This window comes from Streptomyces sp. NPDC006384 (assembly GCF_042870695.1).
In the GTDB taxonomy this organism is placed as follows: Bacteria; Actinomycetota; Actinomycetes; order Streptomycetales; family Streptomycetaceae; genus Streptomyces.
In genome coordinates, this window is sequence record NZ_JBIAHR010000013.1 from 192,392 (window position 1) to 214,079 (window position 21,688).

General features: G+C 71.2%; 20 protein-coding genes. 7 read left to right on the top strand and 13 right to left on the bottom strand.

All coding sequences use genetic code 11. The annotated features are described in order from the left end of the window. Position 1 precedes the first annotated feature (1 nt). The 7 genes from ACFYOJ_RS19960 to ACFYOJ_RS19990 all read right to left on the bottom strand — a co-directional run bounded on the left by ACFYOJ_RS19960 (position 2) and on the right by ACFYOJ_RS19990 (position 9,273). Positions 2-1,207: an acyl-CoA dehydrogenase family protein gene (locus ACFYOJ_RS19960; protein ID WP_356552900.1), complete on the bottom strand. Its 1,206-nt coding sequence runs from the start codon at positions 1,205-1,207 to the stop codon at positions 2-4. A gap of 3 nt (positions 1,208-1,210) precedes the next feature. Next, entirely contained in the window at positions 1,211-1,723 is a 513-nt protein-coding gene (locus ACFYOJ_RS19965; protein WP_356552898.1) for a MaoC family dehydratase, read from the bottom strand. A gap of 5 nt (positions 1,724-1,728) precedes the next feature. Beyond that, positions 1,729-2,691 (bottom strand): CoA ester lyase, encoded by a 963-nt coding sequence (locus ACFYOJ_RS19970; RefSeq protein ID WP_356552896.1) that lies wholly within the window; start codon positions 2,689-2,691, stop codon positions 1,729-1,731. Further along, on the bottom strand, positions 2,688-4,715 hold the full coding sequence (locus ACFYOJ_RS19975; protein ID WP_356552894.1) for a protein meaA: 2,028 nt from the start codon (positions 4,713-4,715) through the stop codon (positions 2,688-2,690). Before ACFYOJ_RS19975 ends, ACFYOJ_RS19970 begins: the two co-directional genes overlap by 4 nt. 17 nt (positions 4,716-4,732) lie before the next feature. Continuing rightward, positions 4,733-6,070 (bottom strand): crotonyl-CoA carboxylase/reductase, encoded by a 1,338-nt coding sequence (gene ccrA / locus ACFYOJ_RS19980; protein ID WP_356553009.1) that lies wholly within the window; start codon positions 6,068-6,070, stop codon positions 4,733-4,735. 340 nt (positions 6,071-6,410) lie between these two features. Then, the gene (locus tag ACFYOJ_RS19985) at positions 6,411-7,232 is read right to left on the bottom strand and encodes a TetR family transcriptional regulator (RefSeq protein WP_356552892.1); all 822 of its coding nucleotides are present in this window, start codon (positions 7,230-7,232) and stop codon (positions 6,411-6,413) included. A gap of 235 nt (positions 7,233-7,467) precedes the next feature. Beyond that, positions 7,468-9,273 carry a 3-hydroxybutyryl-CoA dehydrogenase gene (locus tag ACFYOJ_RS19990; protein WP_356552891.1) on the bottom strand — a complete coding sequence of 602 codons (1,806 nt, stop codon included), beginning with the start codon at positions 9,271-9,273 and terminating at the stop codon, positions 7,468-7,470. 433 nt (positions 9,274-9,706) lie between these two features. Between ACFYOJ_RS19990 and ACFYOJ_RS19995 the strand changes: the two genes are divergently transcribed. Next, positions 9,707-10,300 (top strand): adenylosuccinate lyase, encoded by a 594-nt coding sequence (locus ACFYOJ_RS19995; RefSeq protein WP_356552890.1) that lies wholly within the window; start codon positions 9,707-9,709, stop codon positions 10,298-10,300. A 21-nt stretch (positions 10,301-10,321) separates the two neighbouring features. Here ACFYOJ_RS19995 and ACFYOJ_RS20000 read toward each other — a convergent pair whose 3' ends face one another. From ACFYOJ_RS20000 to ACFYOJ_RS20010, 3 genes are all read right to left on the bottom strand, one after another. Further along, positions 10,322-10,879, bottom strand: a complete 558-nt coding sequence (locus ACFYOJ_RS20000; RefSeq protein ID WP_356552889.1) for a GNAT family N-acetyltransferase — start codon at positions 10,877-10,879, stop codon at positions 10,322-10,324. A gap of 100 nt (positions 10,880-10,979) precedes the next feature. Next, the gene (locus ACFYOJ_RS20005) at positions 10,980-12,557 is read right to left on the bottom strand and encodes an alpha/beta hydrolase (RefSeq protein ID WP_356552887.1); all 1,578 of its coding nucleotides are present in this window, start codon (positions 12,555-12,557) and stop codon (positions 10,980-10,982) included. A gap of 244 nt (positions 12,558-12,801) precedes the next feature. Continuing rightward, positions 12,802-13,005 (bottom strand): hypothetical protein, encoded by a 204-nt coding sequence (locus tag ACFYOJ_RS20010; RefSeq protein WP_356552885.1) that lies wholly within the window; start codon positions 13,003-13,005, stop codon positions 12,802-12,804. A 220-nt stretch (positions 13,006-13,225) separates the two neighbouring features. On the opposite strand from ACFYOJ_RS20010, the gene ACFYOJ_RS20015 reads away from it, so the two are divergent. Continuing rightward, entirely contained in the window at positions 13,226-13,621 is a 396-nt protein-coding gene (locus ACFYOJ_RS20015) for a VOC family protein (protein WP_356552883.1), read from the top strand. A gap of 81 nt (positions 13,622-13,702) precedes the next feature. Here the strand turns inward: ACFYOJ_RS20015 and ACFYOJ_RS20020 are convergent, their stop codons facing one another. From ACFYOJ_RS20020 to dnaK, 3 genes are all read right to left on the bottom strand, one after another. Beyond that, positions 13,703-13,888, bottom strand: coding sequence for a DUF1737 domain-containing protein (locus ACFYOJ_RS20020; RefSeq protein ID WP_356552882.1), 186 nt, complete (start codon positions 13,886-13,888; stop codon positions 13,703-13,705). A 182-nt stretch (positions 13,889-14,070) separates the two neighbouring features. Then, positions 14,071-14,613 (bottom strand): nucleotide exchange factor GrpE, encoded by a 543-nt coding sequence (grpE, locus tag ACFYOJ_RS20025; RefSeq protein ID WP_356552881.1) that lies wholly within the window; start codon positions 14,611-14,613, stop codon positions 14,071-14,073. Next, positions 14,610-16,487, bottom strand: a complete 1,878-nt coding sequence (gene dnaK, locus ACFYOJ_RS20030) for a molecular chaperone DnaK (protein WP_388597405.1) — start codon at positions 16,485-16,487, stop codon at positions 14,610-14,612. Before dnaK ends, grpE begins: the two co-directional genes overlap by 4 nt. 413 nt (positions 16,488-16,900) lie before the next feature. Between dnaK and ACFYOJ_RS20035 the strand changes: the two genes are divergently transcribed. The 5 genes from ACFYOJ_RS20035 to ACFYOJ_RS20055 all read left to right on the top strand — a co-directional run bounded on the left by ACFYOJ_RS20035 (position 16,901) and on the right by ACFYOJ_RS20055 (position 21,600). Then, positions 16,901-17,206, top strand: coding sequence for a hypothetical protein (locus ACFYOJ_RS20035; protein WP_356558746.1), 306 nt, complete (start codon positions 16,901-16,903; stop codon positions 17,204-17,206). Positions 17,207-17,625: 419 nt separating this feature from the next. Further along, a complete protein-coding gene (locus ACFYOJ_RS20040) occupies positions 17,626-18,057 on the top strand; it encodes an Hsp20/alpha crystallin family protein (RefSeq protein ID WP_356558747.1) in 432 nt (143 codons plus the stop codon). A 19-nt stretch (positions 18,058-18,076) separates the two neighbouring features. After that, complete coding sequence (locus ACFYOJ_RS20045; protein ID WP_356558748.1) at positions 18,077-18,307, top strand: hypothetical protein; 231 nt, start codon at positions 18,077-18,079, stop codon at positions 18,305-18,307. A 264-nt stretch (positions 18,308-18,571) separates the two neighbouring features. After that, on the top strand, positions 18,572-19,015 hold the full coding sequence (locus ACFYOJ_RS20050; RefSeq protein WP_356558749.1) for an SRPBCC family protein: 444 nt from the start codon (positions 18,572-18,574) through the stop codon (positions 19,013-19,015). Positions 19,016-19,164: 149 nt separating this feature from the next. Then, the gene (locus ACFYOJ_RS20055; protein WP_356558750.1) at positions 19,165-21,600 is read left to right on the top strand and encodes an MFS transporter; all 2,436 of its coding nucleotides are present in this window, start codon (positions 19,165-19,167) and stop codon (positions 21,598-21,600) included. The last annotated feature ends 88 nt before the right edge of the window (positions 21,601-21,688 follow it).

The window sequence follows — 21,688 nt, forward strand, 5'->3', positions numbered from 1 at the left end:
TCTAACCCTGGAATCGATACTCTTCGAGCAGTCGGCGGCCGATGATCATTTTCTGGATCTCGGCGGTCCCTTCACCGATCAGAAGCATCGGGGCCTCGCGGTAGAGCCGCTCGATCTCGTACTCCTTGGAGAAGCCGTACCCGCCGTGGATCCGGAAGGCGTCCTCCACGACCTCCTTGCAGTACTCGGAGGCGAGGTACTTGGCCATCCCCGCTTCCAGGTCGTTTCGTTCGCCCGAGTCCTTTTTGCGTGCAGCGTTCACCATCATCGCATGCGCGGCCTCGACCTTGGTGGCCATCTCCGCGAGCTTGAACTGAATGGCCTGGTGCTGGGCGATCTGCTTGCCGAAAGTGTGGCGCTGCTGGGCGTACCGGACACCGAGCTCGAAGGCACGCTGAGCGACGCCGCAGCCACGCGCCGCCACATTGACGCGGCCGACCTCGACGCCGTCCATCATTTGGTAAAAACCCCGGCCGGTGACGCCGCCGAGCACCCGGTCGGCGGGAACCCGCAGGCCGTCCATGATGAGCTCGGTCGTGTCGACGCCCTTGTAGCCCATCTTGTCGATCTTGCCGGGGACGGTCAGGCCGGGGCGGACCTCGCCGAAGCCGGGCTCCTTCTCCACCAGGAAGGTCGTCATCGACTTGTGCGGGGCCGTGCCCTCGGGGTGTCCTTCGTCACTCTTCACCAGAACGGCCACCAGGGACGACGTACCGCCGTTCGTCAGCCACATCTTCTGGCCGGTGAGGACGTACTCGTCGCCGTCCTTCACCGCCTTCGAGGTGATGGCCGACACGTCCGAGCCGAGCGCCGGCTCGGACATGGAGAACGCGCCCCGGACGTCGCCGGCGGCCATGCGGGGCAGGAAGTGGTCCTTCTGCTCCTGCGTGCCGTGCTGCTTGAGCATGTACGCCACGATGAAGTGCGTGTTGATGATGCCGGACACCGACATCCAGCCGCGGGCGATCTCCTCCACGCACAGGGCGTAGGTGAGGAGCGACTCGCCCAGGCCTCCGTACTCCTCCGGGATCATCAGACCGAACAGGCCCAGTTCCTTCAGCCCGTCCACGATGTCCTGCGGGTACTCGTCCCGGTGCTCCAGCTCGGTCGCGACCGGGATGATCTCCTTGTCCACGAAGTCCCGGACGGTGGAGAGGATCTCCCGCTGGACGTCCGTGAGGCCGTGGGTCTGGGCGAGGCGGCTCATCTTCTACTTCCCCTGTTCCTTCGGCTCGGGGCGGCCCGGCTGCTCGCCGCCGCGCTCCTTGATGTACGTCTCGGTGGGCACCATCACCTTGCGGCGGAAGACGCAGACCAGCGTGCCGTCCTGCTTGTAGCCCCTGGTCTCGACGTGCACGATGCCGCGGTCGCTCCTGGACTTCGACGGCCACTTGTCGAGCACGGTGGTCTCGCCGTAGACCGTGTCGCCGTGGAAGGTGGGCGCCACGTGCCTGAGCGACTCGATCTCCAGGTTGGCGATGGCCTTGCCGGAGACGTCGGGGACCGACATGCCGAGCAGGAGCGAGTAGACGTAGTTGCCGACCACCACGTTCCTGCCGAAATCCGTCGTCCTCTCGGCGTAGTTCGCATCCATGTGGAGCGGGTGGTGGTTCATGGTGAGGAGGCAGAAGAGGTGGTCGTCGTACTCGGTGACCGTCTTCCCGGGCCAGTGCTTGTAGGTCGCGCCGGCCTCGAACTCCTCGTAGGTGCGTCCGAACTGCATCGCCCTCAGCCCTCCGGGATCTCGAACTTCGACGTGCGCCGCATGCCGGCCGCACGGCCCTTGCCCGCGACGACCAGGGCCATCTTGCGGCTGGCCTCGTCGATCATCTCGTCGCCGAGCATCGCGGAGCCCTTCTTGCCGCCCGCCTCGGACGTGTAGTAGTCGTACGCGTCCAGGATCAGCTCGGCGTGGTCGTAGTCCTCCTGGGACGGCGAGAAGATCTCGTTGGACGCCTCGACCTGGCCCGGGTGCAGCACCCACTTGCCGTCGAAGCCGAGGGCGGCGGCGCGCCGGGCGACCTCGCGGTAGCCGTCGACGTTGCGGATCTGGAGGTAGGGGCCGTCGATCGCCTGGAGGTTGTTGGCGCGGGCGGCCATCAGGATCTTCATCAGGATGTAGTGGTAGGCGTCCGCCGGGTAGCCGGGCGGCTGCTCGCCGACGACCAGGGACTTCATGTTGATGGACGCCATGAAGTCGGCCGGGCCGAAGATGATGGTCTCGAGGCGGGGACTGGCCTGCGCGATCTCGTTGACGTTGTTCAGACCCTGCGCGTTCTCGATCTGCGCCTCGATGCCGATCCGCCCGACCTCGAAGCCCATCGTCTTCTCGATCTGGGTGAGCAGGAGGTCCAGGGCGACGATCTGCCGGGCGTCCTGGACCTTCGGCAGCATGATGCAGTCGAGGTTCTGGCCGGCGCCCTCGACGACGGTCACGACGTCGCGGTACGTCCACTCGGTCGTCCAGTCGTTGACGCGCACGACGCGGGTCTTGCCGGTCCAGTCGCCCTCGTTGAGGAACTTCACGATGGTGTGCCGGGCCTCGGGCTTGGCGAGCGGCGCGCAGGCGTCCTCCAGGTCCAGGAAGACCTGGTCCGCGGGGAGGCCCTGGGCCTTCTCCAGGAAACGCGGGTTGCTTCCCGGGACCGCCAGGCAGGAGCGGCGGGGGCGAAGGCGGTCGACTGTCGTCATGCGGGGACCTCCAGGGGGTCGAGCTTGTTCGCGTTCCGGATCTCGTCGACGATCCGGCCGATGATGCCGGTGATGTCGAAGTCCTTCGGGGTGAAGACCGCGGCCACTCCCGCGGCCCGCAGCAGTTCGGCGTCACCGCTTGGGATGATGCCACCGGCGATCACCGGTATATCTGTGGCACCGGCCACACGGAGCCGCTCCAGCACGTCGGGGACGAGCTGGGCGTGCGAGCCCGAGAGGACGGACAGGCCCACCGCGTGCACGTCCTCGGCGAGGGCGGCGTCCACGATCTGCTCCGGGGTCAGCCGGATGCCCTGGTAGACCACCTCGAACCCGGCGTCGCGGGCCCGCACGGCGATCTGCTCGGCGCCGTTGGAGTGGCCGTCCAGGCCGGGCTTGCCGACCAGGAAGCGCAGCTTGCCGACACCGAGGTCCCGCGCCGTCAGCTCCACCTTGCGGCGCACCCCGGACAGGGCCGAGCCCTCCTCGGCGGCGACCGCCACCGGCGCCGAGGACACCCCGGTCGGCGCGCGGTACTCGCCGAACACCTCGCGCAGCGCCCCGGCCCACTCGCCGGTGGTGACGCCGGCGCGGGCGCACTCCAGGGTGGCCTCCATGAGGTTCTCGGTGCCGCGCGCGGCCTCCTTCAGCTTCTCCAGCGCCTTGCAGGGGCGCGGGTGGTTGAAGGGCGGCTGGTAGCGGGTGTCCCGCCAGTGCTGGAGCGAGGCGATGACGCGGGCCTCCACCGCCGGGTCGACCGTCTGGATCGCGGTGTCCAGGTCGGCGGTCAGCGGGTTGGGCTCGGTGCCCTGGAAGGCGTTGACACCGACGATCTTCTCCTCGCCCGACTCGATCCGGGCCCGGCGCTCGGCGTGCGAGGCGACCAGCTGCGACTTGAGGTAGCCGGACTCGACGGCCGCCATCGCGCCGCCCATCTCCTGGATGCGCCCGATCTCGGCCAGCGACTCCCGGACCAGCTCGTCGACCTTCGCCTCGACCACCTTCGAGCCCTCGAAGAGGTCGTCGTACTCCAGCAGATCGCTCTCGTACGCCAGCACCTGCTGGATGCGCAGCGACCACTGCTGGTCCCAGGGGCGGGGCAGGCCGAGCGCCTCGTTCCAGGCCGGCAGCTGCACGGCGCGGGCGCGGGCGTCCTTGGAGAGGGTGACGGCCAGCATCTCCAGGACGATCCGCTGGACGTTGTTCTCCGGCTGGGCCTCGGTCAGGCCGAGCGAGTTGACCTGGACGCCGTAGCGGAAGCGGCGGTGCTTGGGGTTCTCGATGCCGTACCGCTCGCGGGTGATGCGGTCCCAGATCCGCCCGAAGGCCCGCATCTTGCACATCTCCTCGACGAAGCGGACGCCCGCGTTGACGAAGAAGGAGATGCGGCCGACGACGTCGCCCATGCGCTCCTGGGGCACCTGGCCGCTGTCGCGCACCGCGTCGAGCACGGCGATCGCGGTGGACATCGCGTACGCGATCTCCTGCACCGGCGTGGCGCCCGCCTCCTGCAGGTGGTAGCTGCAGATGTTGATCGGGTTCCACTTCGGCATGTGGGAGACCGTGTACGCGATCATGTCCGTCGTCAGGCGGAGCGACGGCCCCGGCGGGAAGACGTGCGTCCCGCGGGACAGGTACTCCTTGACGATGTCGTTCTGGGTCGTCCCCTGGAGCTCGGTGATGTCCGCGCCCTGCTCCTCGGCGACGACCTGGTAGAGCGCCAGCAGCCACATGGCCGTGGCGTTGATGGTCATCGAGGTGTTCATCTGCTCCAGGGGGATGTCCTGGAACAGCCGGCGCATGTCACCGAGGTGCGCGACCGGCACCCCGACCCGGCCCACCTCGCCGCGGGCGAGGACGTGGTCGGAGTCGTAGCCGGTCTGGGTCGGCAGGTCGAAGGCGACCGACAGACCCGTCTGCCCCTTGGCGAGGTTGCGCCGGTACAGCTCGTTGGACGCCTCGGCCGTGGAGTGGCCGGCGTACGTGCGCATGAGCCACGGCCGGTCCTTCTGACGCTCGGTCATCTGTGCCCCCGGCCTTCTCAGATGTCGCGGAAGCGGTTGATGGCGTCGAGGTGCTTGGCGCGCATCTCGTGGTCGCGCACGCCCAGGCCCTCCTCGGGCGCCAGGCACAGCACGCCGACCTTGCCCTGGTGGGCGTTGCGGTGCACGTCGTGCGCGGCCTGGCCGGTCTCCTCCAGCGGGTACACCTTGGAGAGCGTCGGGTGGATCTTGCCCTTGGCGATCAGGCGGTTGGCCTCCCAGGCCTCGCGGTAGTTGGCGAAGTGGGAGCCGATGATGCGCTTCAGGGACATCCACAGATAGCGGTTGTCGTACTCGTGCAGGTAGCCCGAGGTCGAGGCGCAGGTGGTGATGGTGCCGCCCTTGCGGGTGACGAAGACGGACGCGCCGAAGGTCTCGCGGCCGGGGTGCTCGAAGACGATGTCGATGTCCTCGCCGCCGGTGAGTTCGCGGATGCGCTTGCCGAAGCGCTTCCACTCCTTGGGGTCCTGGGTGTTCTCGTCCTTCCAGAACCGGTAGCCCTCGGCGTTGCGGTCGATGATCGCCTCGGCGCCCATGGAGCGGCAGATCTCCGCCTTCTGCGGGGAGGAGACGACACAGACCGGGTTGGCGCCGCCGGCCAGCGCGAACTGGGTGGCGTAGGAACCGAGGCCGCCGCTCGCGCCCCAGATCAGGACGTTGTCGCCCTGCTTCATGCCGGCGCCGTTGCGGGAGACCAGCTGCCGGTAGGCGGTGGAGTTGACCAGGCCCGGGGCGGCGGCCTCCTCCCAGCTGAGGTGCTTGGGCTTGGGCATCAGCTGGTTGGACTTGACCAGCGCGATCTCGGCGAGGCCGCCGAAGTTGGTCTCGAAGCCCCAGATGCGCTGCTCGGGGTCGAGCATCGTGTCGTTGTGGCCGTCGGACGACTCCAGTTCGACGGAGAGGCAGTGCGCGACGACCTCGTCGCCGGGCTTCCAGGAGTTGACGCCGGGTCCGGTGCGCAGGACGACGCCCGCGAGGTCGGAGCCGATGATGTGGTACGGCAGGTCGTGGCGCCTGGCCAGCTCGCTGGTGCGGCCGTAGCGCTCCAGGAAGCCGAAGGTCGACAGCGGCTCGAAGATCGAGGTCCACACCGAGTTGTAGTTGACCGAGGAGGCCATGACGGCCACCAGGGCCTCGCCGGGGCCCAGCTCGGGCACCGGCACCTCGTCGAGGTGGATCGACTTGCGCGGGTCCTTGTCGCGGGTCTCGAGGCCCGCGAACATCTCGGTCTCGTCCTTGTGCACGGTGATCGCGCGGTACGACTCGGGGAGCGGCAGTGCGGCGAAGTCGGCCGGCGTGGATTCGGGCGACTGGATCGCGTCCAGGATGTCCTTCACGGTCACGGTGTTGCCTCCGGCGGTGAGCGCCCTGAGGGAGGGGCGCCGATGGGTACGTCGGTGGTGCAGAGGAGTTGGTGAAAGTGCCTGTGACGCAGGCGCCGGGCGCGCAGGGGATGGGTGCGGGGACAGCCCGGACACCCTCAACGTATGACACCGCGTGTCACCCTGCAAGGCACTGAGTGCCAGAACTTCTTCTCAGATGAAATCTTTACCCGACAGATGAGCGATGATCGATCGAACGGGGGTCGGGAAGAGGCGGGAAAGGGGCGTTGACGTGCAAAAACGGCCACCCGGAGGGTGGCCGTCGTCACAGGTCGTCACAAGGGGAAGGGGTGGGTCAGCGCTCCTTGAGGGCCTGCTCGATGGTGCGCATGACCTCGTGCAGGGGCGCGTCGGTCCGCGCGACCGTCACCAGCACCTCGCCCTCCACGGAGGCCGCGGAGGAGGCGGGGACGGCCGGCCGCGAGGACGCCGTGCCGCGCCCGGCGCCGATGCCCGTGCCGAACGTCCGGCGCACGATCGAGAAGGCGTGGTCGAGCTGGGCCTCCACGTCGCCCTGCCCGCCCGCCCTGAGCCAGCGCCGCAGGACGTGGTTGTGGGCGGTGACCACGGCCGAGGCGGCGACCTCCGCCAGCAGCGGGTCGTCGTTGGCGTCGTCGTCGTGGGCGTGCTCGTCGAAGTGGCCGAGGAGGTAGCGGGTGAAGAGGCGCTCGTAGCGGGCCACCGACGCGATCTCCGCCTCGCGCAGGGTGGGCACCTCGCGCGTCAGCTTGTAGCGGGCGACCGAGATCTCCGGCCGGGCCGCGTACATCTTCATGACCTCCTTGATGCCACGGCACACCGTGTCGAGCGGATGCTCGTGCGCGGGCGCCGCGTTCAGCACCGCCTCGGCGCGCACCAGGGTGTCGTCGTGGTCCGGGAAGATCGCCTCTTCCTTGGAGCGGAAGTGGCGGAAGAAGGTGCGCCGGGCGACGCCGGCCGCGGCCGCGATCTCGTCGACGGTGGTCGCCTCGTACCCCTTGGTCGCGAACAGCTCCATCGCCGCGGCCGCCAGCTCCCGGCGCATTTTGAGCCGCTGGGCGGCGGCCCGGCTGCCGGCCGCGCTCTCCGGCGCGTCGGGCGTAGCTGGTGTACGTGAGGACTTGGCGGGCTGGGACATGCACCGAACGTACTGCATGTGCGCGCCGTCATGCGCGTGACCGGGGAGTTCGGAGGGTCCGGGGGGTCCGGGGGCTCCCCCGCCCGAGCGGGACGGGGGAGCGGCGGCCGGGGAGGACGGGGAGGGGGCGGCCGGGGAGGACGGGGGAGAAGCGGCCCGGGAAGGCGGGGGAGAGGTGGCCGGATCGAGCAGTCCGCCCCAGTCCTCCCCGGACCGGAACCGGTCGCCCGGCCGCTCAGCGGCGGGCATGCTCGCGGAAGCCGCGGCCCGTCTTGCGGCCGAGGCAGCCCGCGGCCACCAGGTGCTCCAGCAGCGGCGCCGGAGCGAGACCCGGATCGCGGAACTCGCGGTGCAGGACCTTCTCGATGGCCAGCGACACGTCCAGCCCGACCACGTCCAGCAGCTCGAAGGGGCCCATCGGGTAGCCGCCGCCCAGCTTCATCGCCGCGTCGATGTCGTCGAGCGTCGCGTAGTGCTCCTGGACCATCTTGACCGCGTTGTTGAGGTACGGGAACAGCAGCGCGTTCACGATGAACCCGGCCCGGTCGCCGCAGTCCACGGCGTGCTTGCGGATCTCGGCGCAGACCTCGCGGACGGTGGCGTGCACGTCGTCCGCGGTCAGCACCGTGCGGACCACCTCGACCAGCTTCATCGCAGGCGCCGGGTTGAAGAAGTGCATGCCGATCACGTCCTGCGGGCGCGAGGTGGCGCGGGCGCAGGCGACGACGGGCAGGGACGAGGTGGTGGTCGCCAGCACCGCACCCGGCCTGCAGACCTTGTCCAGCGCGGCGAACAGCTGCCGCTTGACCTCCAGGTCCTCCGCGACCGCCTCCACCGCCAGGTCCACGTCCGCGAAGTCGTCGTACGTCCCCGTCGGCGTGATCCGCTCCAGCGCCTCGGCGGCGGCCTCCGCGGTCAGCCTGCCCCTGTCCACGCCGCGCGCCAGCGACTTCCCGATACGGGCCTTGGCGGTCCGCGCCTTCTCCGCGCTGCGGGCGGCGAGGACGACCTCGTACCCGGCCTTGGCGAACACCTCCGCGATGCCGGACGCCATGGTGCCCGAGCCCGCGACACCCACCGAGCGCACGGGACGGCCGGCGACCGGGGCCTTGCCCGCACGCGGGGTCAGGGCGTCCGGCACCACGACCGCGCTGCCGGGCGCCTCGTACGTGTAGAAGCCGCGCCCCGCCTTGCGGCCGGTCAGGCCGGCCTCGCTGAGCTGCCTCAGGATCGGCGCGGGGGCGTGCAGCCGGTCGTGGGAGGCGGAGTACATGGCCTCCAGGACCGTCCGCGCGGTGTCCACGCCGATCAGGTCCAGCAGCGCCAGCGGGCCCATCGGCAGCCCGCAGCCGAGCCGCATCGCGGCGTCGATGTCCTCGCGGGAGGCGTAGTGCGCCTCGTACATCGCCGCGGCCTGGTTGAGGTACCCGAACAGCAGCCCGTCGGCGACGAAACCGGGCCGGTCGCCGACCGCGACGGGCTCCTTGCCCAGTTCCAGGGCGAGATCGGTGACGGCCGTGACGGCCTCCGGCGCGGTCAGCACCGAGGAGACCACCTCGACCAGCCTCATCGCCGGTGCCGGGTTGAAGAAGTGCATGCCCAGCACCCGTTCCGGACGGGCCGAATCGGCCGCCAGCCGCGTCACCGACAGCGCGTTGGTGCCGGTCGCCAGGATCGTCCCGGGGCGCACGATCCCGTCCAGTTCCCGGAAGATCTGCTGCTTGACCTCGTACGACTCCGGCGCCACCTCGATCACGAGGTCGGCGTCGGCCGCGGCCGCGAGGCCGGTGGCGGTGCGGATCCGGGCGAGGGCGTCGGCGCGCTCCTGTCCGGTCAGGCGCCCGCGCTCCACGGCACGGGCGGTGGACGCCTCCAGCGCGGCGACGGCCTTCACGGCCTGAGCCTCGCTGATGTCGATGCCGATCACGTCACGGCCGGCCCGGGCCAGCACCTCGGCGATGCCGGTGCCCATCGTGCCGAGGCCGACGACGGCGACGGTCCGCAGCGGGGAGGGAGGAGTGTGGGACAGGGGAGTGGCCATCGCGGGACTCCAGGAATGAGGGGTGACGACGGGAGAACGCCCCGGTGCGCCGCGCGGCGCACCGGGTGCGTACGGAGTGAGACGTGCGGAGTGCGGGTGTTGCCGGGCCACTGGCGCACATGCCCGGTGCCGTCCGCGGGGCGGGCACACGCCCGGGCGGCGGCGGGTCCGACCGGCCCTGTCCCGAGGCCGGGTCGCACAGCGGTGCCCGAGGCACCGGCCGACTGAACTGCCCCTCACGAAGGCCGCGTCACCAGACCGCCATGAGGAGTACCGCGGGTGGGTGACCCGCTCGTCTGAGATTAACTCGCGGGTAACGAGCGCGCCAGCCCCCGGTGTTCGTGACGTGGCTCCCACACCGTCCGTGAGGTGGCTCTCACGCGGTGCGTGACGCGGCTCCCGCATCGCGGGCGACCCGCCTAACCTCGGTGTCATGGACGAAGAGTTGCGATCACTCACGGAGCGCTTACGGGCCGAGGCGGCCGCCTCGGGAGCGCCGGACGCCCCGGCGGTCTGCGACCGGCTCGCGGCGACCGAGGACCAGGACGAGCTGGCCGCGGTGCTCACCGAGCCCGGACAGCCGCTGTGGGCAAGGGAACTGGCCGCGTTCCGGCTCGGACTGGCGGGGGACCGGCGCGCCTTCGAGTCCCTCGTGCTGCTGCTCAACCACCGCGACCCGCCGCGCTGCGCCGCCGCCGCCCACGCCCTCGCCCGCCTCGGCGACCCGCGCACCGCCCGCGCCGCCGCCGCCCTCGCCACCAACGAACTGCGCGTCGCCTACGCCCTCCACCCCGTGCGCCTGCTGGTCGAGCTGCGCGCCCCCGAGGCCGTGCCCGCGCTGATCACCACCCTGCGGCGCCGGCTGACCCCGCACGACCCGTACCGGCGCGTGGCCCTGGCCTGCGTCGAGGGGCTCGGCACACTCGGCGACGACCGTGCCGCCCCCGTACTGAACGACGCCCTCGCCCACCCCGCGCTGGCCGAGGCGGCGGTACGGGCACTGGCCCGCATCCCCGGGCAGCGGTGAGCCGCCGTCCGGCGCGGGCCGTCAGCCGGTGAGCGGCCTGGCGTACCGCACCTCGGGCACCGCGACCCCGTCCACGTCGGAGGAGTCCGTGGCGCCGTCGGCGCGGAAACCGGCCCGTTCGTAGAAACGCCGGGCGCGGGCGTTGCCCTCCAGCACCCACAGCAGCATGCGCGGGTGCCCGGCGGCGGCGCACCGGCCCGCCGACTCGCGGAGCAGGGCCTGCCCGATCCCGGTGCCGAAACGCGTGGTGTCGACGTAGACCGCGTACAACTCGGCCTCCCCCGTGCGCCGTTCACCGTCCCGGTACGGACCGTGAGCGGCCCAGCCGACGACCTCGCCCGCGTCGTCCTCCGCGACCAGGTTCACCACACCGGCCGGGGCCCGGGTGAAGAGGGCACGGCGCCGCTCGGCTTCCTCGGCGGCATCGAGCCCGTCGAGGTACGACTGCGGCATGAGCCCCCGGTACGCGGACTGCCAGCCCCGGACGCGTATCCCGGACACGCGGTCGCAGTCGGCGAACGTCATCTCCCGCACCCGCGGCCCGCTCACCGCGGAGGCGCTCCTGGTCGGCCCACTCATGCCCCCATGGTGGACCAGGCACCGGCAACGCCCCCGGCGGGCCGTCGGGCCGCCGGGGGCGTTGCCGGTGTGCTGGGTGTGCCGGGCGGCCGGGAGGCGCTCAGCTCCGGAAGCCGAGCAGGCCGTGCAGGGTGGAGCCGCGCGAGGACGTCGACGCCGCCCTGGACTCCAGAGGCTTCGGGGCGGGCGACGCCGCGCACACGGCGTCGGCCTCGCCGTCGCCGCGCGGTACGGTGCCGTCGGCCAGGTAGGCGGTCAGGTGCCGGTCCAGGCAGGCGTTGCCGCTCAGCGTGATGCCGTGGTTGCCGCCGCCCTCCTCGACCACCAGGCGGGAACCGCGCAGCAGCCGGCGCATCGTGACGCCGCCCTCGTACGGGGTGGCCGCGTCATCGGTCGCCTGGAACAGCAGCGCCGGCGGCAGTTCGCGGTTGGCGACGTCCACCGGGCGACGCGACTTCGCCGGCCAGAAGGCGCACGGCGCGTTGTACCAGGCGTTGTTCCACGCCATGAACGGCGCCTTCTCGTACGCCTTCCAGTGGTCCTCGCGCCACCGCGCCCAGTCGCGCGGCCAGCCGGCGTCACGGCACTGCACCGAGGTGTAGACGCTGTAGCTGTTGTCGCCGGTGGCGTCCGAGGCGCCGAAGTTCTCGTACGACTCGACGAGCGGGCCGGTGTCCCCGTCGTTCACGTACGCCGCGAACGCCTCCGCCAGGTAAGGCCAGTAGCCGTTGTAGTAGCCGCCCGGCAGGAAGGTGTCCTCCAGTTCGGCGCCGCCCACCTTCCCGCCGGCCGGCTTCTTCACCAGGGCCGCCCGCATCGCGTACCAGGCGGTCTCGATCCGTTCCGGGTCGGTGCCGAGCCGGTACGTCGCGTCGTGCTTCGCCACCCAGGCCATGAAGGCGCGGTGACGGTCGTTGAAGGCGCGGTCCTGGTCGAGGTTGGCCTCGTACCAGACGTCGGTCGGGTCGGCGACCGAGTCCAGCACGAGGCGCCGCACCCGCTGCGGGTGGAGCTTGGCGTAGACGGCGCCCAGGTAGGTGCCGTACGAGTAGCCGAAGTAGCTGATCCTCTCCGAGCCGAGCGCCGCGCGGATCGCGTCCATGTCACGCGCCGCGGCGACCGTGTCGATGTGGGGCAGCACGTCGGCGTACTTCTCGCCGCAGGCCCCTGCGAAGGACTTCGCGCGGGTCAGATTGGCCTGCTCGACGGCCGGCGAGACCGGCAGCGTGTCGGGGCGCACCGCGTCGAAGTGCCCCGGCCGGCAGTTCAGGGCGGGCTCGCTCCGGCCGACACCCCGCGGGTCGAAACCGACGACGTCGTACTGGGCGGCCACCTCCTCGGGCAGCGAGGACGCCACGAACCCGGCGAGGCTCAGCCCGCTGCCGCCCGGCCCGCCGGGGTTGACCAGCAGCGGTCCCTGATACGTCTTCGCGGTGTGCGGGACACGGGACAACGCGAGGGTGATCCGCTTCCCGTCCGGGCGGTCGTGGTCGAGCGGCACCGAGAGCGAGGCGCACTGCAGCGTCGGATAGTCGGCCGTACCGCACTTCTTCCAGGCGAGCCCCGCGGGGCGCGGGGTCTCGGCGGGGCGCGGGGCGCCGGCCTCGGCGGGGACGGCCGTGAAGGAGCCGGCCGCGATGACGGCGGCGCCGCACAGCACGGCTGCGCGTTGTCTCATGCGTCCTCCCGGGACGGAGGGGGGTGCGGTCCGCGCGGGTCGCGGCCCAAGCCGCATCGTGCCGAGGGACACCCCCGGCGGAACGCGTTGCGCCGGTACATGACCCGATCGGTCCGCCAGAAGCCCTCGAATGCCCGCACCCGGGAACGACAGGAGCCCGAGACGCCCGGGGGTGTCGCAGGCCGGCCGGTGGCGTCGGCCATCCCCTCCGTCCGGACGTCCACACCGACCCGGCCCCTGACTCTCAGGGACCTGGGCCGGGGCCGGGCACGAACAGACTCAACCGGTACGTGGTCGCCCGCTCAAGACGTCCGCAGAGGACGTCGATCCGAGTCGCCGACCAGTCGATCCGCTCCGCCCCGGTGCGCAGTTGACGCAGGCGGGCATGCCACTCCGCCTCGTCCTGCGTCTCGAGGACCACCTGCCAGTGCCCCGGACCGGAGTCCACGGGCCCGCCAGCCTGCTGCCGACGCCTCCTCTTCCGCTGCCCCGGCACCCCCGCAGCACCCCCATCCTCACTCAGCCGGTACTCCCGGCTTGCCCGACGTCGTCGCCGTGCCTCCCCCGAGCACACATCGCGGACCCGGCAGCCCGCACCCGGTTTCCGGCAGCCGGGGCCCGGAGCGAATACTCTGGGCGGCCGCGTGTCCGTACTACGGGGGAGAGACATGACAAGTCGGTTCACGGAGCTGGCCGTTGACTGCCGCGATCCGGAGGGACTCGCGGCCTTCTGGTGCGCGGTGCTGGGCTTCGAGGTGATCGACCGGAGCGAGGGCACGGTCGAGATCGGCTCCTGGAAACCGACCGCCGAAGAGGTCCGGGCCCGTCAGATGCCGCCCACCCTGCTGTTCGTCCGGGTGCCCGAGGACAAGGCCGTGAAGAACCGGCTCCACCTGGACGTCAGCCCGATCGACGGCAGCACCGACGAAGAGGTGACCCGGCTGCTCGGCCTCGGCGCCACCAGGGCGGACGTGGGCCAGGGACTGGACCGGAGCTGGGTGGTCATGGCCGACCCCGAGGGCAACGAATTCTGCGTCCTGCGCACCTTGGCGCCCGGGAGCTAGACCGGCGCGGGGACGCCGGACCGGCGGCCGGTGCCGCGTACGGCAGCGCAGGACGGAGACCGCGACCGGCTCGGACGGTCTCTACGACCGTGCCGGCCAGACCACGGCCTGGGCGACGATGACCCTCTCACCGTTGAAGGTGACGGCGGGGCCGCCGTGCAGTTCGTAGCCGAGACCGATCGCTTCGCTCACACGCCGGCAGAACGCGGCGTCGTCCGGTCCGGTCAGGACCCGGTACACGGGCAGTCCATCCGGTGGGGTGCTCATGAGGGAGATGATCCCAGACGCCCCGGCCTGCCGAGCCCGGGGGGCGTGTGCCGGGTCCGGTGGGCCCCGCCTCGTGCGCGCAGCCGAACCGTACGGATCGATCAGCCGACGACGATCTGGGTGTTCTGACAGGCGGTCAGCAGCCAACGGCCGTCGCCCTGCCTGGCCGCCACGTATGGCACTCAGGGATGTGCGCCGGGCAGGCGTGGCCTGTCCGCGAGGGCCGGGAACGGCACGTCGTGGCCGGTTCCGTCCGTATGCCGGACGGATGAGGCCGGGCCGGTGACCTCCACGTGTGCCGGGCGCAGCAGATGGTCACCGAGACGGTAGCCGGGCCGGTGGACCGCCGAGCACACGAGGCGGTCCGCGTCGGGGGCGATGCGGTGTGCCAGGGCGTCGTGGCAGGCGGGGTCGAAGGGATCACCCGCCTCGCCGAACGACGTGACGCCCAGGGCGCCGAGCTGCTCGCGCAGGCTGCCGGCGATGTCCTCCAGACCGGGCGTGAGCGGCTCGTGCGCGCACGCCCGGTCGACGGCGTCCAGCACCGGCAACAGCGTCCGGAGCACGTTGACCGTCGCGATCTCCCGGACGGCCAGGCGGTCGCGCCTCACCCGCTTGCGGTAGTTGTCGTACTCGGCCTTCACCCGCTGCAGATCCGCGGTCCGCTCCTCCACGAGGCGGCGCAGTTCTGCCACTTCGGCGCTGTGCGGCCCGCTCGCGGTCATCGTCGGTCTGCCTCCGGCTTGTCGTCGTCGACGATCTCGGCGTCCACCACGTCGTCCTCGGACGAGTCGCCGGCCGTACCGCCCCGGCCCGCGCCGGTCCCGCTCGGGGGCTGCTCGGTCCGTGACGTGTCGTACAGGGCCGCGCCGATCTTCTGGGCGGCCTGCGCGGTGCGGTCGATCGCCTGCCGGACCGCCGCCGTGTCCGCGGAGGTCTCCTTCAGCTTCTCCTTCAGGCCGGCGAGCGCCGACTCCGTCTCGTTCCTCGCCTCGGCCGGGATCCTGTCGGCGTTGTCCTTCAGGAGCTTCTCGGTGGAGTACACGAGTTGCTCGCCCTGGTTGCGGGTCTCGGCGGCCTCGCGGCGCCGACGGTCTTCCTCGGCGTGCTGCTCGGCCTCGTGGACCATGCGGTCGATGTCGTCCCTGGGCAGCGCGGAGCCGCCGGTGACGGTCATCCTCTGTTCCCTGCCGGTGCCCAGGTCCTTCGCGGAGACGTGCATGATGCCGTTGGCGTCGATGTCGAAGGTGACCTCGATCTGCGGGACGCCGCGCGGGGCCGGGGGCAGACCGGTCAGCTCGAACATGCCCAGCTTCTTGTTGTACGCCGCGATCTCGCGCTCGCCCTGGTAGACCTGGATCTGCACGGACGGCTGGTTGTCCTCGGCGGTGGTGAAGATCTCCGAGCGCTTGGTCGGGATCGTCGTGTTCCGCTCGATCAGCTTGGTCATGATGCCGCCCTTGGTCTCGATGCCGAGGGACAGCGGGGTGACGTCGAGGAGCAGGACGTCCTTGACCTCGCCCTTGAGGACACCGGCCTGGAGCGCGGCACCGATCGAGACGACCTCGTCCGGGTTGACGCCCTTGTGCGGGTCCTTGCCGGTCATCTCCCTGACCAGCTCGGTGACGGCGGGCATGCGGGTGGAGCCGCCGACGAGGACGACGTGGTCGATCTCGTTGACGGAGATGCCGGCGTCCTTGATCGCGTTGTGGAACGGCGTCCTGCAGCGCTCCAGCAGGTCGGCGGTGAGCTGCTGGAACTGGGCGCGGGTGAGCTTCTCGTCCAGGTGCAGCGGGCCCTCGGCGGAGGCGGTGACGTAGGGCAGGTTGATCGTCGTCTCGGTGGACGAGGACAGCTCGATCTTGGCCTTCTCCGCCGCCTCGCGCAGACGCTGCACGGCCATCTTGTCCTTGGCCAGGTCCACGCCGTAGTGGTTCTTGAACTGCTTGATCAGATGGTCGACGATCCGCTGGTCCCAGTCGTCGCCGCCCAGGTGGGTGTCGCCGTTGGTGGCCTTGACCTCGATGACGCCCTCGCCCATCTCCAGCAGGGAGACGTCAAAGGTGCCGCCGCCCAGGTCGAAGACGAGGACCGTCTGGTCGTTCTCCTTGTCCAGCCCGTACGCCAGTGCCGCCGCCGTCGGCTCGTTGACGATGCGCAGCACGTTCAGGCCGGCGATCTCACCGGCCTCCTTGGTGGCCTGGCGCTGGGTGTCGTCGAAGTACGCGGGCACGGTGATCACGGCGTCGGTGACGTCCTCGCCGAGGTACGCCTCCGCGTCCCGCTTCAGCTTCTGCAGCACCCGCGCGGAGATCTCCTGCGCGGTGTACCGCTTGCCGTCGACGTCGCCGTGCCCGGGGAAGCGCCAGGCGTGGTCGCCCATGTGCCGCTTGACCGAGCGCGCCGTGCGCTCCACGTTCGTCACGGCCTGCCGCTTGGCCACCTCGCCGACCAGGACCTCGCCGTTCTTGGCGAAGGCCACCACCGACGGTGTGGTCCGCGCGCCTTCCGTGTTGGTGATGACGGTGGGCTCGCCGCCCTCGAGGACCGAGACCACCGAGTTCGTCGTACCGAGATCGATACCTACCGCACGCGCCATCTGTCCGTTCCCTCCTCTCCCGTACAGCTTCCGTACAGCGTCGGGCGTCCTTGCGGGCGCCCCCCGCGGATGCTCACTCGGGTGCCGGATCCCACCGGACGGGCGGGGCCGGTTCACGACACGGCGCTGGTTCAGGACGGGACGCCGGTCCGGTTCCGCGTCGGCGTGCGCGGTCGTACGCCGCACGTGGTGAGCTGCGTATACGTCCTGACTTGCCTACACTTATGAAGTAAAACCTGAGCCTCTCCATGTCAAGGAGGGAGGGTGTGGAGGGATCGCAGGGCCGACTCGGCTCCGTTTCGCCTCCCCGCCCCGGGGTGCGCCCGTTGCGGCCTCGTCCCGGGGTTATCCTCCCGAGGTGTTCCTCCCGGAGCCTGGATCTCATCCGATCGCCGGACAGGAGGTGCTGTGCAGTGATCACCGAATTTGCCGTCGAACGTGTCGAGTTCACCTGCGGTTCGTGCTGGTACCGCTGGAGCGCCGACTACGACGTGCGGCGCTGCCGGGACGACGACGGGACCGAGCGGGAGTACTTCCACCGCGACAACGCTCCGGTCGACTCCCCGTACACGCCGCAGGGCGCGCCGTGCTGCGAGCACTGCGGCCGGCGCTGGGTCGGGCGCCTGGTGGCGCGCCTCCCCGTGCCGCCGGAGGGAGAGGCCGAGGCGCCCCGCGGTCGCGTCCCCGGCTCGCCCGCGCTCCTCACCCACCCACGGTGACGCGCCCACGGCGATGAGCGGCCGGTGGGCGGGACACCGGCGCGTGCACGAGAAGAGGCGGTGACCGGTTCATCAGTACGACATCAGGGCCCCGGACCAAGAAGTCCGGGGCCCTCAAGACGGTCTGGACGGTCTGGCCGCCGTCGTCGGCCGCCGCCGGATCCGGGAGTCGCGCTCGCTGTGCGCGCGGTGCCGCCGTCACGCCGCGGCCCGGGTCCGCTAGCGCATCCCCTGGCTGGTCCGGGGCGGCGGGCACGTTCGGGTGTTTCCCCCGTGCGACAAAAAATTGAGTCGGAGTGTGTCAAGTTCGCCCAGTCCGTACTTGTCAATCGATCTGCCGTAGGTTATATGAAGAAATGGTTCACGTGTCATGACCGTCACCGACTGCTGACGCCACAAGTGAACGGAGAAGTGCGGGAATGCTTGCGGCCACCGACGCTCCTGCAGAGGCGGACCGGCTTACGCGGCACTGCCCGGCCATCGCCCCGGACGACGCCTTCGTCCCGGCGGACGTATGGCGTGGGACCGAAGCGCTCTACGTACAGTTCGATCTGCCGGGCGTGGACCGATCCAGCATCGAACTGACCGTGGAGTGCGGCACGCTCACCCTGGTCGCCCGGCGCACCACCCCGGTCCCCGCCGACGCCCGGCCCGTGCTCGTCCAGCGCCCCGCCGGCCGGTTCACCCGCTGCCTGCACCTGTCCGACGCCCTGGACATCGAGGCCGCCGAGGTGGCCTACGACAACGGCGTTCTCACCCTGCGCATCCCGCTCGCCGCACACGCCGAACCCCGCAAGATCATCCTTTCCGGTGGCGCACCCAAGCGGTTCACGGTTCGGGATTCGGCTTGAGATTCAGGAGGGTGGACTTGTGAGTGCCCTGTTGTGGCTGCTCATCCCGTTCCTCACCGGCATGGTCGCAAGCGTCTGGGCCTGGAGCGCCGGCCGCCGTGATCCCGGCCCGCCCGACCGCGACACCTGGGAGGATCTCGACCGCTATCGGCGGCTGCGGACCGCGCTGAGCGGCACCAGCGCTGCGACGCGGCGCGAGGGACGCGCCGGCACGGGCACAGGGCTGGTCACAGCGGCGCCGCCGGCCTGAGGAGAAGCGGGCCCGTCCACGGGGTGGCCGCGGCACCGGATGCGGCGGCGGACTCTCGTACTCCTGCGGCCTTGTGGGCGTCGAAGCCGAGGTTGTCCCGGCGCGTGACACCTCCTCCGCGGAACGACCGAGGGAAGGGAACGACAGTTCCCTCGGTCGTGCGGGCGAGTCGTGCGGAGCCGGTTCGCGCCCCCCCGATTTGGTGGCCGGGCGGCGGGGTGGTTGGCTTGCCCCGTCCCCGATAACCAGCCCTGGAGGAACCCGATGGCGCAGGTCGAGGCCACGACGGAGCGGATCGTCGCCGCGGACGCGGAGACGGTGTTCGACACCCTCGCCGACTACAGCGGCACCCGCGAGAAGCTGCTCCCCGAGCAGTTCAGCGAGTACGAGGTCCGCGAGGGCGGCGACGGCGAGGGCACCCTCGTCCACTGGAAGCTCCAGGCCACCAGCAAGCGCGTCCGCGACTGCCTGCTGGAGGTCAGCGAGCCGAGCGACGGCGAGCTCGTCGAGAAGGACCGCAACTCCTCGATGGTCACCACCTGGCGGGTCACCCCGGCCGGGGAGGGCAAGTCCCGGGTCGTCGTCACCAGCACCTGGAAGGGCGCCGGTGGCATCGGCGGCTTCTTCGAGAAGACCTTCGCGCCCAAGGGGCTCGGCCGGATCTACGACGCGGTGCTCGCCAATCTCGCCTCCGAGGTGGAGAAGTAGCCAACACGCCCATTCACCACGGGTGTTGGCGGTCTCACCGGTTCGAGTGATCCTCGGTCGATCGCGCCGTACGCCGTAACTTGTCGCACTTGTTCGTAGTTGTCGCCGCTGGCGGCAGAAATGAGCAGGTGCGACGAGGGGAGCGGGACATGGGCGGGATCACTCTGGTGCAGGACGAGCCGGTCGCCGCACCACCCCCGACGGAACCCGAGGAGACCGCTCCCGAGGCGGAGCGGGGCGCCGGGCTCAGCCCGCGCCGGGTGCGGCTGGTCTTCGTCGGGCTCATGCTGGCGCTGCTGCTCGCCGCGCTGGAGCAGATGATCGTCGCCACGGCGCTGCCGAAGATCGTCGGCGAGCTGCACGGCCTGGACAAGATGTCCTGGGCGATCACCGCCTACCTGCTGACCTCCACCATCGGCCTGCCGATCTACGGCAAGCTCGGCGACCTCTTCGGCCGCAAGGGCGTCTTCCAGTTCGCCATCCTGGTCTTCATCGTCGGCTCGGCGCTCGCCGGACGCGCCCAGACGATGGACCAGCTGATCGCCTTCCGGGCCGTGCAGGGCGTCGGCGCCGGCGGACTGATGATCGGCGTGCAGGCGATCATCGCGGACATCGTGCCGCCCCGGGAACGCGGCCGGTTCATGGGCCTGATCGGCGCCGCCTTCGGACTCGCGTCGGTCGCCGGCCCCCTGCTGGGCGGCTACTTCACCGACCACCTCTCCTGGCGCTGGTGCTTCTACATCAACGTCCCCTTCGGTCTGCTCACCATGGCCGTCGTCGCCGTCGTCCTGAAGCTGCCCCGGCCCCGCGTCAAGCCCCGCCTGGACTACCTCGGCGCCCTGCTGCTGGCCGCCGCCTCCACCTGCCTGGTGCTGCTCACCAGCTGGGGCGGCACCGAGTACGACTGGGACTCGGAGGTCATCCTCGGCCTCGCCGCCGGCGCGGTCGCGACGACCGTCCTCTTCCTGATCGCCGAGCGCCACGCGCCCGAACCGCTGATCCCGCTGCGGCTGTTCCGGGACTCCGTCTTCAACGTGACCGGCCTGGTCGGCCTCGTCGTCGGCATCGCCCTGTTCGGCGCCGCCAGCTACCTGCCGACCTTCCTGCAGATGGTCGACGGCGCCACCGCCACCGAGTCCGGCCTGCTGATGCTCCCCATGATGGGCGGCATCGTCGGCACCTCGATCATCTCCGGACAGCTCATCAGCCGTACCGGGCACTACCGGTCCCACCCGATCCTCGGCAGCGCCCTGTCCGTCGTCGGCATGTGGCTGCTCTCCCGGCTCGACGCCGACACGCCCCGGCTGCACTACAGCATCTGGATGGCCGTCCTCGGCGCCGGCATCGGCATGGTGATGCCCGTCCTGGTCCTCGCCGTGCAGAACTCCGTGCGCCCCGCCGACCTCGGCACCGCCACCAGCGCCAACAACTACTTCCGGCAGATCGGCGGCAGCGTCGGCGCCGCCGTCTTCGGCACCCTCTTCGCGGGCCGGCTCACCGACGCCCTCGCCGACCGCCTCCCCGCCGACGCCGGACTGCCCGAAGCCGAGTCCATCACCCCGCAGTTCGTCCACTCCCTGCCCCCGGCGCTGCGCGACGCCTACATCGGGGCGTACGCCGACGCCATGCCGCGCATCTTCCTGTACCTGGTGCCGGTGCTCGTCCTCGGCCTGCTCATCGCCTTCTTCCTCAAGGAGAAACCCCTGGTGTCCCACAACGCCCCCGTCACCGAGCCCGAGACCGCACAGCCCGCCGCCCACGTCCCGCAGGCCCGCCCCCACTCCCCGGGCGGACACCACACCGGCCCGCTCCGCGCGCCGTACGCCGCCGGCATCCCGGTCTGCGGCACGGTGCAGCACCCCGACGGCACCGTGGTGCCCCGCGCCGCCCTCACCCTCATCGACGTCGGCGGGCAGCAGATCGGCCGGGGCGCCAGCGGCGACGACGGACGGTACGCGCTGGCCACACCCGGCGCCGGGTCGTACGTCCTGATCGCCGCAGCCGGCGGCCACCAGCCGCAGGCGGTCTCCGTGACCGTCGGCGAACGCCCGGTGGAGCTGGACGTGGTCCTCGGCGGCGCCGGACGCCTCGCCGGCAGCGTCGTCACCGCCGACGGCACCCCCGTCCGGGACGCGATCGTCACCCTCACCAACGTCCACGGCGAGGTCGTGGCCACCACCCGCAGCGCCCGCGAGGGCGGCTACGTCATCACCGAGCTGGTGGCCGGCGAGTACACCCTCGCCGCCAGCGCGCCCGCCTTCCGCCCGGCCGCCCTGCCGGTCAGCGTCCAGGCCGCCCGCGAGACCCGGCAGGACATCGAACTGGCCGGCGGCGCCGTCCTGCGCGGCACCGTGCGGGCCAGTGGCGGACGGGTCGTCGAGGACGCCCGCGTGACCCTCCTCGACGCGGCCGGGAACGTGGTGGACACGCTGACCACCGGCCCCGACGGCACCTTCCGCTTCGTCGACCTGTCCTCCGGCGAGTACACCGTCATCGCCGCCGGCTACCCGCCCGTCGCCACCGTCCTCCAGGTGGCCGGCGGCGGCCGCACCGAGCGCGACCTCCAGCTCGGGCACGAGGACTGACACCGGCCGGCGGTGCATACCCGCCCTCCGGCGCCGCCCCGGCACCGGAGGGCGGAAAGCTGTCCACAGCCCTCGTGCGGCCGGCCGC